Source organism: Caldicoprobacter guelmensis (genome assembly GCF_016908415.1).
Taxonomy (GTDB): domain Bacteria; phylum Bacillota; class Clostridia; order Caldicoprobacterales; family Caldicoprobacteraceae; genus Caldicoprobacter; species Caldicoprobacter guelmensis.
Genome location: NZ_JAFBDW010000003.1, coordinates 1 through 18,344 on the forward strand (window position 1 = coordinate 1; position 18,344 = coordinate 18,344).

The following is an 18,344-nucleotide window of genomic DNA, read 5'->3' on the forward strand; positions in this document are numbered from 1 at the left end:
GTCAAATAAAGACACAGTATAATTTTGACCATTGCTATGTGCATAGTGAAGTGGGTACAGAGGCTGTAGTTGGGTTTATGATAATAGCTTTTAACCTAAGCCAGTTATACTTTTTCAGGAACATTAGGGGATTTAGGGAGAAAAGGATGCTGCAGATAGACATAATAGAAGACATAAGAGATGAGGTGCTGTTAATAGAGGGCTGGGTTAATCCAATTTTTGACACTACATAGTTAGCAAAAAAACTGGAAATACAGGTTTGATTAGAATGGGGGAGGGGGGAAGTGTACCTATAAGACAGAGTTTATGGTCTTTTCAAATTCCAGAATTACAATAAAATGGAAAAACATTAATTCCATATTCAAAAAAATTTACACTGGAAATTAGATGCGAAATTTCTGAAAAATTTTTAAAAACCCTGTAAAAATAGTATTAATTGATGTATAATAGTAGATAAAGCCAAATTGCGGGAGGGATCAGTATAAAAGCCACGGCAACTAGGGCGGCACAACAACCGTTATTGTTTTCTAACTCCATATACCACAACTTGACCTTTGACCAGGTGTACGAGCAAATACTTAACTTTATAAGACAGGCCCCTTACTGCGAATATCGCTTGTCGGTAGGCTCAGATTCTCAAGTGGGCAGGAATACGGTGTTTGTGACTGCCATACACCTACACCGTATTGGAAGGGGGGCTATTGGCTTTATCACCAAGCACGTAGTCCCTAGACCCATGAAAAGCCTACGCGAAAAGATATATTACGAAACCGCTAGAACCTTAGAAGTGGCTGCCCTTTTCACTCCCGATAAGATTGAGAAAATTATACAGTGCTTAATCAGGCCTTCGGGCCGTTCTGGCGATATACACTTTGAGTTTCACCTTGATGTAGGCATCAATGGTGCCACCAAGGATTTAATAAACGAAATGGTGGCCATGGCCAAAGGTACCGCCTTTGAGCCAAAGATCAAACCTGAAAGCTACGCGGCCAGTTGCTATGCAAACCGATACACCAAAGACTCACACCTATATAGGGTGTAAAAAGCGATTTCAATTGTTGGAAAGGTTGAGCATCTTTTATAGTTGTCTTTATAAATTTTTTATTGCTGTATAAACTGTTTTTTTGGTTAAACCATACTATGACGTCTACCTAGTTTGTTTCAGCGTACAAGCAACTGCTTTTAGTCCACTACCCACCACTTATAAAAAACAGAAGTTTAAAAAATCATTACAAAAAGCCTTTCGGGCAAGAAAATGCATGACAATGCAAAGTATAGCAGGGTACAACTTAATAAAGAAGGCAGAAGCATTAATATGAACATTCTCGAAAAGTGACTAAACTATATAGGCACAACGATTGGTTTTGTAGTGCAACCTTATACAATAATCTAGGGATGAAGTGCCCTAGACCGAACCTGCAAGCAAGCTAAAATAAAGCTCTTGGACTTTTCGAGAGCGTACAATACAAGAAAGGGGGGAAGAGCGCATGCCTCTTCATCTTGAAGAGGAGGGAAACTGCTGCGCTCGGTTATGATGAAAACAATAACGCCTTGCCGGCCCAAATGGAAGGGTACCATGACCGACCGCGAACGATTCAACAACCAGATGCATTACAAGCCCTTCGACCGGTGCTTCAATATGGAGTTTGGATACTGGGATGAAAATTTCAAAGAATGGTCCATATTTGTAGAAAACGGCATCACCAACAACAGGGAGGCTGACATCTTCTTCAACTTCGACAGGATAGAGGTAATAAGCGGCAACGTATGGATGTCCCCTCCTTTTGAATCGAGGGTCGTTGAAGAGACTGAGACCACCAAAATCCTCATCAACAGCGATGGCCTCCTTGCTGAAGTTCCAAAAGACGGGCACGACACCATCCCGCACTTCATAAAATCCTCCATCGTAACCCCTGAAGACTGGAAAAGGTGCAAGGAAGAACGCTTCCGTAGGGATGACCCTTCTAGAAAAGTGGATATTGAAGCCCTCAAAAAAGCACACCCACCGGACAGGGATTATCCTTTGGGCGTAAATACCGGCTCGATGATTGGCAAGATTCGCGACATGCTCACATTCGAAGGCTTGGCGTATGCCTGCTATGACTATCCCGATATGGTGGAGGATATGGTGGAAACCTGCTGCGTTCTTGTTGAGGATTTTCTGGATCAGGTGCTGCCGCATTTCGATTTCGACTTTGCAGCGGGTTGGGAGGATATATGCTTCAAAAACGGCCCCATAGTATCCATCGATTTCTTTAAAAACGTGGTGGTACCGCGATACAAGCGCATACATAAGAAGCTCAAAGAAGCCGGCATAGACATATGGTATGTTGACTGTGACGGCGATGTTCGACCTCTATTGCCTTACTTTTTAGAAAGTGGCATCAATTGCCTGTTCCCCTTTGAAGTCAACAGCTGCTGCCATCCAAAAGAGCTCCTGGATAAATACGGAAAGGACTTGAGAATCATGGGTGGGGTAGACAAAATGGTACTGGCTCAAGGCAAAGAAGCCATAAAGGAGTATCTTGAAAGCCTTGTGCCGCTGGTGGAAAGGGGAGGATACATCCCCTTCTGTGACCATCGCTGCCCTCCCAACGTAAAACCGGAGGATTATTTGTATTATCTCGACTTGAAGGAGGAGCTGTTTGGCATGAAATAGATTAATACAATTTATAATTACATAGAGCTTATATAAAAAACAAAGGGAGCCAGGGAAATATAAAATCCCATGGCTCCTTTTCACTTCATCGTCCTTGTTGTCGGTTTTATCCCAGAAAACAAATTTCATACGCCAATATATGTCCAGTTCATCTAACAATAGGAGTTTTTGGTAAACTCTGCCGTTAATTGTTCTTGATGTATCAATTTATCGGGTTGGTTTTAACCTTGAGCCATTCCTTTTCATTTTCATCCAGTAGCGGCGATAGCAGCTCATAAACCATAGCGTGGTATTCATTGAGCCATCTTTTCTCCTCTTCGTTCAAGAGCCCGGGATCAACTCCATCGAGGTCAATGGGGCAGTACGTTATGGGCTCAAACCTTAAAAACTTCCCAAATTCTGTCTCTCCGTCCTCTACCACCAGCATTTCGTTTTCGGTGCGTATGCCGTACTGTCCCTCGATATACACCCCCGGCTCGTTGGTCAAGATCATTCCCCTTTCCAGCTTGACGTTGTTGGGAACCTGGCTTAAACGCTGCGGCCCCTCATGGACATTGAGGAAATACCCTACCCCGTGCCCGGTACCGCATTTGTAATCAATTCCCTGCTCCCACAGGGGCAGCCTTGCCAATATATCTATGTTGGAGCCGGTAGTCCCGTATAGAAACCTTGCTCTCGCCAGGTTTATGTGCCCTTTGAGCACCAGCGTAAAATCCCTTTTTTGTCTTTCAGTGATAGGACCCAAAACTATTGTGCGCGTTATATCGGTGGTCCCTCCCAGGTACTGACCTCCCGAGTCGATGAGCAAAAATCCTTCCCGCTCAAGGGTATAGCAGGTTTCAGGAGTGGCCTGATAATGCATCATGGCAGCGTGGTCCTTGTAGGCTGCAATGGTGGCAAAGCTTGGGCCCACAAATCCCTCCTGCTGGCGCCTGAACTCTTCCAGCCTTTCGGCCACGGTGATCTCGGTTATTTCCTCCTTGCCCAAATTCTGCTCAAGCCAGTAGAGGAATTTTACCATGGCCACGCCATCGCGCACATGTGCCTTTTTCAGGTTCTCTATCTCAACCTCATTCTTAATAGCCTTCAACCTGGCAACGATGCTCACGTCCTCTACCTTCTTGCATCCATTTGCTATGGCATGGTATAGCCTGCTATTGGTAACAGCCGGGTCAAAGAGTATAGCATCTCCTTCTTTTAACTGGGCGAGATACTCATATATCTTTTCGTAGTCGTCAACGATTACGCCGTTCTCATCGAGCATGCGCACCACATCACCAGGAACCTTACTTTTGTCTATAAACAGCCAGGCCTGATGGGAAGAAACCAGGGCATATGCTATGGCCACTGGATTGTAGGCTATATCGCTGCCGCGAATGTTATATAGCCATGCCACATCATCCAGGCTGCATACCAAATAATAATTAACGCCCTTTTTTGCCATTTCCTGCCGCACGGTGTACAATTTTTGAGCCGCAGTCCTTCCTGCAAAGGCCACATCGTGAATGAATACCGGTTGCTGTGGTACCGGCGGTCGCCCCTCCCATATCTCGTCGACTAGATCAAATTCTTTGTTGAGGGATATGCCTTTTTTTGAGAGCTCCTTCTCCATCTCCCTGACTTTGGAAACCGAGAACACCTCGCCGCATATCCCCACACAGCTATTTTCAGGCAGTTCCTCCTTAAGCCATTCTATGTAATCAGGTACCCCTGGCATTCCAGTTTTGTAAAGCTCAATTCCCGTGCCTTTGAGCTGTTTTTCAGCCTGTATGTAGTATCTCCCATCAGTCCACAGGCCGCTTTTTTGACGGGTTACAACCAAGGTGCCGGCTGAACCCGTAAAGCCGGACAGCCATTTCCTGCTCTCCCAGCGTGGAGCCACATACTCGCTCATGTGAGGGTCGGAACTGGGAACGATGTAGGCCTCCATACCCTTCTCCAGCATTTTCTCGCGCAGTTTGTTTATTCTGCTTTTTATATCCAAGCTACTCATCTCCCCTTTTTCATTGTGCCATATGCTCTTGAAAAGTCTGAAGGCTTTATTTTAGCCTGTTCGCAGGTTCGGTCTTGGAACTTCCCCCTAACTATTCTGCAAAGCTACCCTACGAAAATCAACCGGTTGTGTCTATGTTGCTCATCAGCCAAACCATCATCTCGCCAGCTCCTCTGTTGCCCCATGCATAATAGGGAACAGCTTTAACCTCTATTTCTTCATAGTCATTTGGGGCAAAGCTATAGCATTCATCACTAAGCCAATCCTTCAACCTGTATGCCTTAAATGTTATGGTTACTACCCCGTTTAAAAGCCCCTCCTCAAAAACTTCCTTAAACTCCACATTCTTGGGTACTATGATTTTATGCAGCCCTTTCCCGTTATCCACTTCTTCTATGCAATAAACCATTGGTCCGCGCTGTATAGCTACTTTTCCTACATTCTCCCGCACTTTGGGATTAGCCCGTACCAGCACAGCCTTCATGGGATAAACTACATCGATTTCATCACCTGGCTCCCATACTCTTCTTATCTTAACATATCCCTTCTCAATATGCTCCCCTATGTTCACAGGCTGTCCGTTTACACGAATGGAAGGCTCCCCACACCATGAAGGAACGCGTATTGCTACAGTGAATTCCCCTTTTGAATCAGGATTGACCTTGACGCTTATATTTCCATCCCAAGGATAGCGGGTCTTGACATTGAGAGCAACATTTTTGCCATTTAAAGCTATATTTGCGCTGCTGTTTGCGAAAATGTGGATATATATCTCGCCGTCGGTGGAGGTAGAATACATGTAATCGCCTATCGAGGCATAAAGCCGGCTGACATTGGTGGGACAGCAGGCACATGCAAACCACGCCTGGCGCTCCACTTTGACATGTGAGTGGTCATACCTCTTCTCACATGCCTCTGGATTCACCTCAAGAGGATTTACATAGAAAAACCTTTTGCCATCAAGCGATATACCGCTTAAAATTCCGTTATATATTGCTTTTTCCAAAACATCTGCGTACCTGCTATCAGGGTCCATTTGAAGCATCCTGTAAGCAAATAACGCAAGGCCTATAGAGGCACAGGTCTCACCGTAGATGGTATCATTGGGCAAATCATAATCAAATGAGAAGGCTTCCCCATAACTCTGCGAACCTATAGCTGCCGTTATGTACATCCTCTTCTTGGTCACGTTATCCCATAGCCTTTTCAGCACCGCAAACAATTCCTCATCGCCGGTTTCCCTGGCTATATCAGCCGCACCGGCATACAGGTACATGGCCCTCACCGCATGCCCTTCAGCAGTTGTCTGTTCTCTCACCGGCAGATGGGCCTGATAATACTGGTATGTAGACCACATATCATCTTGACCAGTGCTCTTTTTCTTTTCTCCTCTAAGCTCAGCTTCTATTGTGAAATAATGCGGCTCCTTACCCCTTTCATCAATGAAGTACTTGGCAAGCCTTAAATACTTTTCGTCCCCTGTGACCTTATACATCTTAACCAGTGCAAGCTCTATCTCTGGATGACCATCATACCCTCTCTTTTTCCCCGGCTCAGGGCCTAGCACTGTTAACATATGGTCAGTAAATTTGCTCATGATGTCGATGAGCTTGGTCTTACCGGTAGCTCTGTAATAGGCAACAGCAGCCTCCATCATATGCCCAGCACAGTACAGCTCATGCATGTCCCTCAAATTCGTCCACCTTTTATCAGGATGAGCCACAGTAAAATAGGTGTTCAAATACCCATCCGGCTGTTGCGCCCTACCAATGAGGTCGACCAGTTCATCCAAAATTTTCTCCAGCTCAGGGTTGGGCTTCAATATTAAGCTGTAGCTGGCAGCTTCCAACCATTTAGCCACATCGCTGTCCTGAAAGAACATGCCGTAAAACTCGCCCTTTTGCTCCCCTGCTGCAATGCGAAAATTGGCTATAGCGTGGCTTTTTGGTGCTTCCTCCACATCATCATTGAGTACGTTATACTGGTAGGGGATGGTCTCATTCACGATTAAATCTTGAATACACCCCAACAACCCTCCATTGAGTTTTACGTTTTCCATTTTGACGTTGGTAAGCTTATTAAGTCGCATAAAAAAGCCCCCTCCCTCTCAACTCAATAAAACGCCTCCACTGCTCACTTACCAATCAACTTTGCTATCTCATCATATATGGGCTTTAGCTGCCTGTACATCATGTTATATATCCGGTAGTAGCTTTGATAGGACTCCACCTCGCTTGAAACCGGCTGCCAAGAACACTGATACCTGATAATTTGGGCAGAATCCTCGAAGCTTTCAAAAATGCCTACTCCCACCCCTGCGGCAATTGCGGCACCCAGCGAAGTGGCTTCTCCGGGGAAGCAATGCACCTTTACAGGCCTACCGTATACATTGCACATAATCTCGTTCCACAGTCTGCTCTTGGCCCCCCCTCCAAGCAGCGTCAGCTCCTCAACTCTTAAACCGTTTTCCTCAAATACATCCAAAACGTTCTTTAGAGCAAAAGCTACACCTTCATAAACTGCTCGAAAGAGATGGCTCTTCCCATGATACAGCGTAAGGCCTACAAAGCCGCCCCTGGTGTTTTCATCCCAGTGGGGCGTTCTCTCGCCCATCATGTAGGGTACGAAAAACACACCGTTTGAACCAATGGGCGCCTGCCGCGCCAAATCTTCAACAGCCTCAAATACCTCATCCCTCGCCTCGGCTTTTTGTAGCTTAAAACCGCCTATGTTTTCGATGGCCCAATCGTAAGCAATGGTGGCGCACTGCACCGTCCCGGTAACATTATAATTTCTCCCATCCAGGTCATAAAAATGAAATATCCTGGCACCTTTGTCCAACACAGGTCGGTCATTTATAGTCGATATCCAGGCGCTGCTCCCAATATAGTTATATGCCTGCCCCTTTTTGACCACACCGGCCCCTTTTGTGGCGCATGCCCCGTCTCCTCCGCCCACTACCACCGGCGTTCCAGCCTTCAAGCCCAAAAGGTCGGCTGCCTGCTCCGACAGACTACCTAAGATGTAAAAAGAAGGCAACAGTTCTGGAAGCTTATGTACATCTACGCCTGCTTCACTCAAAACATCCTGTGCCCACTTTCCTTGGTTGATGTTCAGCATACAGGTCAACGAGGCATCAGAAAGGTCAGTAAACCCCAACTTACCTGTCAGCTTAAATCCAATGTAATCCTTGGAATTTAAGAAATACGCCGTTTTATCATATATTTCCGGATAATTCTTCTTTAACCACAGTATCTTTGTAAAGGTATAGTGTGGATCGATCCTATTGCCGGTAATGCTGTAAAAGTGCCATTCATCAAATACTCGCTTAAGATAAGAAGCCTCTGCCTGGCTCCTACAATCCGAATGGATTATATTTGGATGTAAGACATTTCCGTTTGCATCCACAGGAATGCATCCGTTCATGTGCCCGCTAAGGCCAATGACCGAAATCCGTTGTGGGCTAATATTACCTTTCTCCAGCAAAACCTTAGTCCCATCGATTATGCCTCTCCAGTAGTCCTCTGGTTTCTGCTCGGCCCATCCCGGCTTGGGATAAACTGTATCGTAATTGACAGTATGTGCACAGGCCTTCTCCCCATCCGGCTTAAAGGCAGCACACTTTACTCCCGTGGTGCCTATATCAAATACCAGAATTAAACCCTCTTTACTCATAGCAGCCCCTCTTTTTTACATTTCTTTGTACAGTTTTTGCACCCAACGCATTGGTACTGTTGTCGTTCGGCAAGGTAATATTGCCTTAAAAAAGAACATGTCGATATGTACAGAAGATACAGAATCACCACCTTTCAACGCCATCGCGTGTTACCACACCGTACACTAATGGCCTGGGTTGAGGAGGCTGATCACCGATAATTATCCCCTCATTAAATACATTAATAGCTTCCTGCAAATTATCCTCCCTGGTCACATAAAACTCGGCCAGCGTCTCGCCCTTCTCCACCCTTTGACCCAAACGCTTATGCAAAACTACGCCCACCCTGTGGTCTATTGCATCCTCTTTGGTGCTTCTCCCGGCTCCCAGCAACCGGGCAGCCTGCCCTATGCTGTACGCATCCATAGAGCTTATATATCCGCTCTGCTGCGCTTTTATAGCAATGACCTCGTCAGCTAGCGGTAAAAGGGAGGTATCGTCCACCACTCTCTCATCCCCTCCCTCAGCACGAATCATATCCTTAAGCTTTTGTAGACCTCTCCCGCTATGAAGTGCCTCCTCTATCATCTCACAGCCCTGCTCAACAGTTCGGCAGTGCCCGGCTGTATACAGCATGTACGCTCCCAGCAACAGGGAAACCTCTTTAAGTGCCCCCTCCCTTTCTCCTTTTAATACCTCTATCGCTTCTTTCACCTCAAGCGCATTGCCGACGGCCATCCCCAGAGGCTGGTTCATATCCGTAACTATGGCAATTGTGTTGCGCCCCACGAGGACACCTACACTAACCATCTCCTGCGCAAGTTCAAAGGCGTCCTCCACCGATTTCATAAAAGCCCCGCTGCCCACTTTTACATCAAGAACTATGGCATCGGCCCCGGCAGCAATCTTCTTGCTCATAACGCTGCTGGCAATGAGGGATTTATGTTCAACAGTCCCCGTCACATCCCGCAGCGCATACAGCTTCTTATCGGCAGGCACCAAATTCTCTGTCTGCCCCACTACAGCCACGCCGACTTCTTTCACTATGCGAATAAAATCATCAATTGGCTGAAAGGGGTTAAATCCCGGAATGGACTCAAGCTTGTCGATCGTGCCGCCGGTATGGCCCAGGCCTCTGCCCGACATCTTGGCCACCGGCACTCCACAGCCCGCCACCAGTGGTGCAACTACCAGGGTGGTGGTGTCCCCCACCCCGCCTGTGCTGTGCTTATCAACCTTTATCCCCGGTATGGGTGACAGGTCCACCGTCTCCCCTGAATAGGCCATGGCCAGGGTGAGGTCAGCGGTTTCACGGCTGGTCATACCCTGAAAATATATGGCCATCAACAAGGCAGCCGCCTGGTAATCCGGAATGTGCCCTGCCACATACTCCTTGATGAAAAAACCTATTTCCTCTCTGGTAAGCTCTTTGCCATCTCGCTTTTTTGTAATGATATCCAGCATACGCATTATTAAGCAGCATCCTTTCAAAATAAATACATTTTTTCATAAATCATATTACTATCGAGGTATAATCAGCCCATAAGCAACAAAAAGGAATTAATCCCTTCAGGAAATCACACCATTCACTCTGAAGGGAGATAAATGCTAGGAAGTGGTTCTACTACTATCATGTTACACTAATTAAAAACAAAGAGCAAGAGCATTTATGCACTTGCCCAGATACTATAATTCAAGTACGAGGCCATCTATAAAAGAATGAACAAGAAAGGCTATATAGGGTGGTTGTTATCACTCATAACGCAGTGCATCAATAGGATTCAAGCTGGCCGCCTTACCGGCCGGATATAAGCCGAATATAATCCCAACCGCCACTGAAAACCCGGTTGCCAGCAATACCACATCGGCAGAAATTGCTGCAGGGATGTTCAATATCTTGCCCAAAACACTTACCCCCACAAAGCCCACTATGATCCCCAGTACACCGCCCAATCCGCTGAGCACAGATGACTCTATGAGAAACTGCACCAGTATATCTCTCTTCTTGGCTCCTATGGCCTTTCTTATTCCTATCTCGCGCGTCCGCTCAGTGACAGATACCAGCATTATGTTCATGATCCCAATACCGCCTACCAGCAACGATATACCTGCAATACCGCCCAGCATCATGGTCAAAGTAGCAGTCGCCTGATTAATAGTTGATAAGAGCTGCGTCTGGTTAAATACCCTGAAGCTGTTTTCGTCGTTAAACTTCCTGGTCAGAAACCGCTGTATCTCCGCGACTACTTGATTTACAACATCAGGTGACTGCGTGGAAACATAAAAAGTTCGAATTTCTGTATTTCCAAGAAACCTCTGACCAGTGGTCAATGGTATTATAACCCTATTATCGTCCGAACCAGCCATAGAGCTTCCCTTCTCCTCCAGTATACCCACAATTGAAAATTCCACTCCGTTTATCGAAATCTTCTCTCCCACTACATCCCTTCTCCCAAACAGCTCATCGGCAACATCCACTCCTACCACCGCCACCCTAAACCGCATATCCAAATCGTTTTGAAGCAAGAATCTGCCACGCTGGACTTTTGTGTTTCTTACATGCTGATATCCGGGCGTAGTGGCTTCAAGAGAAGTGTTGGTATTCTTGTTACCCGCTTTTACCGTTACCCCACCGCTCAATACAGGTGCTATCTCGCTGACACCGGGTATACTCTTTATCCGCTGCAAGTCCTCTTCATTAACGCTGCGGCTTCTTCTACCCGTGATATTGACGGTGATCAAATTGGTACCCAAGCTCTCGATTTGTTGGGATACCTGCCGGGTAGAACCCTGCCCTAAAGCAACCAGGGTGATGACAGCCATGACCCCAATGATGACCCCAAGCATGGTTAAAAATGAACGCATCTTGTTTGACAAAATAGAATTTAAAGCCATTTTAATGGCCTGAGTAAATTTCATTGAATTCCCACCTCTTCGTCCGATACGATTTGCCCGTCGCGTATGCTGATCATACGCCTTGCATACCTTGCTATGTTAATATCGTGAGTTATAAGTATAATGGTATTTCCCTGAGAATGGAGCTCTTTAAATATCTGCATGATTTCCTTGCCCGATTTGCTGTCCAAATTGCCTGTGGGCTCATCGGCCAGTATCACCGATGGGCGGTTAACTAAGGCTCTTGCAATGGCAACCCTCTGCTGCTGCCCACCCGACAGCTCTGAAGGTCGGTGGTGCATCCGCTCCTTAAGCCCCATCATTTCCAGAACGCGCATAGCCTCTTCCCTTCGTTTCCTGGCACCAACACCTGCATAAATAAGCGGAAGCTCCACATTTTCCAGAGCTGTCAGCTTGGGCAGCAGATTAAACCCTTGAAAGACAAAACCGAACTTTTTGTTGCGTACCTCTGCCAGCTGATTGTGGTTATAAGAGGATATATCGCGGCCATCCAGGTAATATCTACCTTGAGTGGGTACATCCAAACATCCGATTATGTTCATAAGGGTGGATTTGCCCGAACCCGAAGGGCCCATAATGGCAACAAATTCACCCTTGTTGATGGATAAGGAGATGTTGTTTAGAGCTACCACTTCATTTTCTCCCATTTTGTAAACCTTGCTAAGGTTTTCAAGCCGTATCATGCCCCCAAAGCACCTTCTTTCTTTATATATCTCATCCCTCTTTATCAGCGATTATTGGCGGGAACTCTAGCCCTGTCAAATCCTCCCTGTGGGAAAGCCCCTCTCATGCCACCAAAGCCTGGAAACATCCCCTGCCAATTATTCTGATTGTTGTTCGAGCCAGACACTGGAATAAGCACTACTTCACCTTCTTCAATTCCGCTTATGACTTCGGCGTAAGTCTCATTTGTAATGCCAATCTCTACTTTACGTAAACTCACCTCTCCAAACAAGTTTCCTGATGGTATATTCATGCTTCTATTTCTCGTCACAAACCTTTGCCCTTGTGCATTCCCACTACCTGCCATATCAGATATAGAAGCAGACCCCCTAAAAGATCCCTGCTCATCTCCTTTATTGCCTTGCGAAGAATTGGACGCTACCAGTACATACTTTTCCCCGTTTCTTTCTTGAATGGCTTCTACTGGAACAAGCACCTCTCCTTTTTTGCTTTCTACCTGGATTTCGGCAGTTGCATTCATACCAATCTTAATATCACCTGGATTTTTTATAGAAATAGTCACATCGAATGTTGTTACTCCTCCGCCGGAGGATTTTCCTATATCAGCTATTTTTATAACCTCTCCTTCAAAAACGGTATCGGGGAAAGCATCTATTTTAACCTTGGCCTTTTGCCCTATTTTCACTTTGGGTATATCAAGTTCATCCACCGCAACCACTACATTTAGCTGCGTAGGATCTATAACAGTGGCAATTGGCTTGCCTTGCTGCACTTGATCCCCAACCTTAACATTCAAAGAGGTAATTATGCCATTTATAGGGCTTTTTACCTTGGTGTTGCCAAGCAGACTTTTCTTGCTCTCCAGCTCTTTTTGAGTCTGCTGAATGGTCAGATTCTGCGATTCTATATTGGCCTTGACATCTGAATCATCCAGCTTAAATAGATTATCGCCTCGCTTTACCATGCTGTTTTCCTTCACGTAAATAATGCTTATTTTTCCGTTATTTCCGGTAACGTTAACTCCCTGATTGACATCCAGCGTCCCCTCACCAACAGCCACGTACTCGTCGGAATTTTCATCGCGCTTTAAAACGGTGACCTTGGCTCCAATTGGCAGGTCATCCCTGTCAATCTGAACTTGGACGCTTCCCGCACTAGTCTCAGGCTGATTGTACTGTTGAGCTATCATTTGGCCTAAAGGTGTTTCTACAACAGTCCCTTCTACTTCAGTACCATCTTCCAGCCTGACCAAAACCTTTTCACCCTCAGTTAAAGAAACACCTCCCCTTGGTTTAAACGTAACCTTCATCCTTCCATCGGTGGAAATAATGGCCAAAGCGCCGTATGTCCTGGTGGTAAGCCCTACATCCTCGCCAACCTTTGCCTTAAGGAATTTCACCCGGCCATCAACAGGTGCTTTTATGTAAAAATCACTTAAGCTATCCTTTAATTTTGACAACGAGAGGTTCTGCTGCTTAAGGTTGTTTTCAATCTTATCTATCTCCTGCTGCAGGTTCTCATCATCAATAACGGCTATCACATCTCCTTCCTTAACCTTATCACCCTCTTTAACTTCAAGCTTTTCCACCGTTCCACTAATAAGCGGAGCCACTTCTTGAGTCACCGCTGCAACTACAGTCCCACTTGCAGAAACATTGAGTTCTATGTCGCCAATCTGAGCTCTTGCCACCCTATAATTCGCATTTGCATTAGTTCTAGGTGTCTGAAACCTTCGATAAACGAAATAACCACCTACAAGTAACGCCACCGCCAAAAGTCCAGCTATGCTTCCCTTTAACCATTTTTTGTTCATCTTGCATCCCTCCACTAATTGATATAACTTTAAGGCAGGTACAAAGATTACGCCAACTTCAACCCGGTTTTGCAATGTTTAGCAGAGATGATTATACAATTGTTGTTGACTTGATACGGATCGTTTTATACATATCATGTTCTCAGTATAACAATAGTTTTTGGCAAAATCATGAATAAATTCTGAAATATTTGTGAACAAAAAGAAAACGGGCTTTATTAAAGCCCGTTTTCGGAAATCACATCTCGATACCACAGTGCACTTTTCTTTGGGGTCCTCTTCAATGTCACATAATCTACATACACTATGCCAAACCGCTTGCTGTATCCGAAGGCCCATTCAAAGTTATCCATAAACGACCATACATAGTAGCCTTTGAGATTTACCCCATCCTGTATTGCCTTGTATGCTGCCTCAAAATGGGCCTTTAAGTAATCCAACCTGTCCTGATCGTCCACCACACCGTCTATCACTTTGTCATCCTTAAAAGCAGCTCCGTTTTCAGTTATGTAGATAACTGGAGCGTTGTAGTCCCTATGCACCCTCATGAGGAGGTCGTATAACCCTTGAGGATATACCTCCCATCCCATCTCGGTATACTTTCCTTCAGGACGCACATGCTCCACCGAATCAAAACTATCCTCTTTACCTTTTTTGACTACAGCTCTGGTATAGTAGTTTATTCCAAGAAAATCGATGGGGTTGTTTGCAATGAGCTCCATATCACCTGGACATATCGCTGGTGCATTGTATTTCTCCTGATAATATGCCATCATATCCTCGGGATAAGTGCCTTTGAATACCGGGTCCAAAAACCACCGGTTCTGGAAACCATCCTGAAACTTAGCCGCTTCGCTGTCCCCGGGGCTATCAGAAGCAGGATAAACAGGCGTCAAGTTCAAGGTAATCCCTATCTGCCCACCATCATCATTCCCCGATTGACGATAAGCCTGTACCGCCTTGGCATGCGATAGCAGCAGATGATGGGTAATCCTTACCGCAAGCGCAAAATCCTTATATCCAGGTGCATGATGGCCAAATGCATTGCCCACAAATGCCACCACCCACGGCTCATTGTGGGTAATCCATTTCTTGACGCGGTCACCCAGGACATCGTACATCTTAAAGGCATACTCGGCAAAATAATCCGTTACGTCCCTATTGTCCCATCCGCCTATATCCTGAAGCGCCTGTGGCAAGTCCCAGTGATAAAGTGTAACAATGGGCTCTATACCAGCCTTTAAAAGCTCATCCACAAGGGAATTGTAAAAGTCCACGCCTTTTTGGTTGACCGGCCCTTTTCCTTGGGGATATATCCTGGGCCAGGCGATGGAAAACCTATATCCCTTGAGTCCAAGCTCCTTCATCAGTCGTATATCCTCTTTGTACCGATTGTAGTGATCACAAGCCACATCGCCTGTATCTCCGTTCAGCACATTCCCCGGAGTATGGCTGAACCTGTCCCATATGGACTCGCCACGCCCGTCCTGGTCTACCGCACCTTCCACTTGATATGATGCGGTAGCTGAACCCCATATAAAATCCTTAGGAAATGTCATCTTACCCATATGCAATCCCCCCATTTCAACTCAGTCTATGTATCAATACCTATTTGCTATTTTACCATAAAACTATCTTTGTTTTCCACAAAATTATAACCGCTCCTTCCAAGTATTTCTTTCATTAGTGTTACATTTATTCAATGCCGTTTAAATATTTTTCTACAAATTTCCTTGACTTTGTAACAATGTTATGTTACATTAGATTTAGCATAACATAACAATGTTACGAAAGGAGATGGGGTGAGTGCTTATCTCCAAAAAGGAGCTGCTCAAGATTACGGGAATATCTTACGGACAGTTATACCGTTGGAAGCGGGAAGGATTGATACCTGAAGAGTGGTTCATAAAGCAACCTACATTTACCGGTCAGGAAACCTTCTTTCCTAGAAATAAAATACTCAACAGGATTAAAGCTATTCAAGAGCTCAAGGACAAATACTCTTTGGAAGAGCTGGCAAAGATCCTGTCTCCTGAAGTATCTGAAAGAATATTTACAGCAGATGACCTGCAAATCATCGATGAAATTGAAAAAGGACTTATACCCTGTTTTTGCCAAACCTTTAGGAAAAATAGCTTTTCGTATGTGGAAGTATTGGCACTAATTGCCATTTCTCAATGTAAGAGAAATTTTGGTTTGCAGCTTAAGGATGTGGAATCTCTGTGTGAGGGTATAAAGGACCATTTAAAGGATATCAAACAGACCGATTTTATGTTTGTGCTGCTTGACAAAAACGGGGATTACTTTGTTACCATTCATGCTGAACAAGCCAAAGTATTCTTTGACAGCAGATGGAAAGTGCTATGCCAGATTCGCCTGAATGATATCTCTTCTCTCATGAAGGTTAAATACCACAAGAGCTTTAATTTCAGGTTTGACGACGAGGAAAAAGATGTCCCTTTTGAGCTTGCTTCGGAAAAGGCGGTGCTGACATGAGGAAAAACGCCATTGCTATAGGGAAAAGATATATTGAAGGGTGTTATAATTTCATTATGGCGGCAGGAGAGCTTTATGTCACTGATAGCGATATCAATGCCATATATCTTGCAGGGGAAATCGATGTACACAACTCTGCAGTCCACAAATTGCGCGGTGCAGGAGAAGTTAAAGCCAATCATGTCAGCTGGGGCAATGTAAAAGTTGCAGGAAATATATCCCTGCATGGTATTTGTAAAGGGGATGTTATAGTAGTAATAGGCGACCTATCAGCCGAATTTTTAGAATGCAGGATACTCAGGAACGGCCCTGCCAATAAAAAAAAGGCAAGGGGTGGGATTCCGGTTCAAACAGCCAATCAAAAAGCTGATGCTGTAAATGCAGCAGCACACTATGATTACTCAAATAAAGGACTTCAATGGAGGGGAATATTAAAAGCTGAAACGTTTGAAAATTTTTTTGCAATGGACCTTTCATCATGCGACTATGAGTTCAAAAATATCATTTCTTCAGCTTTATTGGCTTATGATAATGAAATTGTTTGCGAAAACTTTTACAGCTTTGGAGGACTGCGCTGCCAAAGCATCAACGCTGAAAATATTACACTAGTCCTGAATGATGCAATATCTGTTAAAAGCATTATGGGAAGCAACATTCGCATTCTCAAAAGTTTTCAACAAGACAAACTGTTTAAATCCATACCCAAGTCAGCTGGTTATAAGAATTTTACTTCAAATGCAGGAATCGTTAGCATTGAAAGCATCGAAGGTGACAGGATCAACATTGAATATACAAGGGCTCAACTGGTGTCAGGTATAGATGTGGAGATAGGTGATTTATGCGTAATTGACAGGGTGGAATACAAGAACAGCGTTGAAATTTCAGAAAAAGCAGTGATAGAGCAGGTGGTGAGATTATGAAAAGCGAAAAAGTAGAGGGTATAGGTTCTATACAGGGCGGTGAATACCAAACAATTTCAATTGATGGCATTGGCAAACTAAAGGGACCAGTTACCGCCAGACAAATAACTGTAAACGGAATGTTTAAAAGCAAAGGTAAGATTACCGCTGATGAAATGCGAATAGATGGCATTGCAAGGATATTCCGAGACATCAAGGTAAAAAGTGTAAAAATAGACGGTATACTAAAGATGCGTAGGGCTTCTTTAAATGCGGATAAGATTGTGTGTGATGGTATTATGACCTCAAACCGTGAAGTTTGCGCTGATGAGATCTATGTGGATGGCATTTGTTCGGTTTCAAAGATGTATGGCGACAGTATAGTTTTGAAAAATAATTATGATAAGATCAAAAGTATGAGAAACCCAATACCCATAAGATTAAGACCATTTCTCAAGTTATATTTCGGCCGCGATATAAGCGTGGAACATTCATTTGTGGATGTGTTGGAATGTACCAATTTAGAAGCAGAAGGGCTCAAAGCCAAGGTCGTTCGAGCAAATAATGTAAAGCTCAAAGGCAACTGTATTGTTGATAGGCTGTATTGCGATGGTCAAATCATCATTGATGATACCTGCAAGGTGAACAATATCTTTTCTAATAACCAGAAAATAACATTGAAAAAGGAGATGACCGATATGGCAAATGCAACTCTTGTAAAAATTTTGGATTTGTATAAGCATGGAAAGATAGATGCCGATGAAGCAGAGAAGATGATAAATTCAATAAGGGATAATTTGAGAATAGAAGATGGTTCTCGTAAGGGCGATTTTACTGACCTACCCTGGGAAGATGACGGGAAACTGCGCATAGTAGCGTTTATCGGCAGAAAACTGTTGAAAAAGGGCGACCCCGACTCAACCAGCATCGAAGTAAAATACGACGGTGAGGCTTTAGATATAGAATGCCACGGCAACCTATCTTGCAGCGATGTAAAGGGGAACGTCAGCGCTAAAGGAAATGTCACCTGCCGAAATGTAGGAGGCAATGTCAACGCAGGAGGAAACGCTACCTGTGAAAATATAGAAGGCAATGTATCTGCAGGAGGTAACATACATTGTAAAAATATTAACGGAAGTGTAGCAGCAGGTGGAGGCATACATATAGAAAAATAACTTTAAAGAGACGTGGCATTTCCAATAAAGCCATTTTCATGAAGAGGGGAATGA

The 18,344-nt window shown here is 44.7% G+C and carries 13 protein-coding genes and 1 pseudogene; 6 read left to right on the forward strand and 8 right to left on the reverse strand.

From position 1 onward, the window contains the following. The 3 genes and pseudogenes from JOD02_RS04530 to JOD02_RS04540 all read left to right on the forward strand — a co-directional run. A pseudogene (locus tag JOD02_RS04530) lies at positions 1-233 on the forward strand (transposase); the annotation flags it as partial. 329 nt (positions 234-562) lie between these two features. After that, positions 563-1,042, forward strand: coding sequence for a ribonuclease H-like YkuK family protein (locus tag JOD02_RS04535; protein WP_341534544.1), 480 nt, complete (start codon positions 563-565; stop codon positions 1,040-1,042). 489 nt (positions 1,043-1,531) lie between these two features. Next, positions 1,532-2,659 (forward strand): uroporphyrinogen decarboxylase family protein, encoded by a 1,128-nt coding sequence (locus JOD02_RS04540; RefSeq protein WP_204487386.1) that lies wholly within the window; start codon positions 1,532-1,534, stop codon positions 2,657-2,659. 202 nt (positions 2,660-2,861) lie between these two features. Here JOD02_RS04540 and JOD02_RS04545 read toward each other — a convergent pair whose 3' ends face one another. From JOD02_RS04545 to JOD02_RS04580, 8 genes are all read right to left on the reverse strand, one after another. Beyond that, positions 2,862-4,643, reverse strand: a complete 1,782-nt coding sequence (locus JOD02_RS04545; RefSeq protein WP_204487388.1) for an aminopeptidase P family protein — start codon at positions 4,641-4,643, stop codon at positions 2,862-2,864. Between the two features lie 127 nt (positions 4,644-4,770). Next, positions 4,771-6,741 (reverse strand): glycoside hydrolase family 127 protein, encoded by a 1,971-nt coding sequence (locus JOD02_RS04550; protein WP_204487390.1) that lies wholly within the window; start codon positions 6,739-6,741, stop codon positions 4,771-4,773. Positions 6,742-6,785: 44 nt separating this feature from the next. Continuing rightward, positions 6,786-8,327 carry a xylulokinase gene (locus JOD02_RS04555; RefSeq protein ID WP_204487391.1) on the reverse strand — a complete coding sequence of 514 codons (1,542 nt, stop codon included), beginning with the start codon at positions 8,325-8,327 and terminating at the stop codon, positions 6,786-6,788. 124 nt (positions 8,328-8,451) lie between these two features. After that, a complete protein-coding gene (locus JOD02_RS04560; protein ID WP_204487392.1) occupies positions 8,452-9,777 on the reverse strand; it encodes a pyrimidine-nucleoside phosphorylase in 1,326 nt (441 codons plus the stop codon). Positions 9,778-10,059: 282 nt separating this feature from the next. Beyond that, on the reverse strand, positions 10,060-11,226 hold the full coding sequence (locus tag JOD02_RS04565) for an ABC transporter permease (protein ID WP_204487393.1): 1,167 nt from the start codon (positions 11,224-11,226) through the stop codon (positions 10,060-10,062). Then, complete coding sequence (locus JOD02_RS04570) at positions 11,223-11,906, reverse strand: ABC transporter ATP-binding protein (RefSeq protein WP_204487394.1); 684 nt, start codon at positions 11,904-11,906, stop codon at positions 11,223-11,225. The genes JOD02_RS04565 and JOD02_RS04570 overlap by 4 nt, the downstream gene beginning before the upstream one ends. A gap of 44 nt (positions 11,907-11,950) precedes the next feature. Next, the gene (locus JOD02_RS04575) at positions 11,951-13,720 is read right to left on the reverse strand and encodes an HlyD family efflux transporter periplasmic adaptor subunit (protein ID WP_204487395.1); all 1,770 of its coding nucleotides are present in this window, start codon (positions 13,718-13,720) and stop codon (positions 11,951-11,953) included. A gap of 218 nt (positions 13,721-13,938) precedes the next feature. Next, on the reverse strand, positions 13,939-15,288 hold the full coding sequence (locus JOD02_RS04580; RefSeq protein WP_204487396.1) for a GH1 family beta-glucosidase: 1,350 nt from the start codon (positions 15,286-15,288) through the stop codon (positions 13,939-13,941). A 238-nt stretch (positions 15,289-15,526) separates the two neighbouring features. Here JOD02_RS04580 and JOD02_RS04585 point away from each other — a divergent pair, with 238 nt between their 5' ends. The 3 genes from JOD02_RS04585 to JOD02_RS04595 are packed head-to-tail and all read left to right on the forward strand — an operon-like array spanning position 15,527 to position 18,290. After that, positions 15,527-16,216, forward strand: coding sequence for a DUF4004 family protein (locus JOD02_RS04585; RefSeq protein ID WP_204487398.1), 690 nt, complete (start codon positions 15,527-15,529; stop codon positions 16,214-16,216). After that, on the forward strand, positions 16,213-17,136 hold the full coding sequence (locus JOD02_RS04590) for a hypothetical protein (protein WP_204487399.1): 924 nt from the start codon (positions 16,213-16,215) through the stop codon (positions 17,134-17,136). Before JOD02_RS04585 ends, JOD02_RS04590 begins: the two co-directional genes overlap by 4 nt. Beyond that, positions 17,133-18,290, forward strand: a complete 1,158-nt coding sequence (locus tag JOD02_RS04595; RefSeq protein ID WP_204487401.1) for a hypothetical protein — start codon at positions 17,133-17,135, stop codon at positions 18,288-18,290. The genes JOD02_RS04590 and JOD02_RS04595 overlap by 4 nt, the downstream gene beginning before the upstream one ends. The last annotated feature ends 54 nt before the right edge of the window (positions 18,291-18,344 follow it).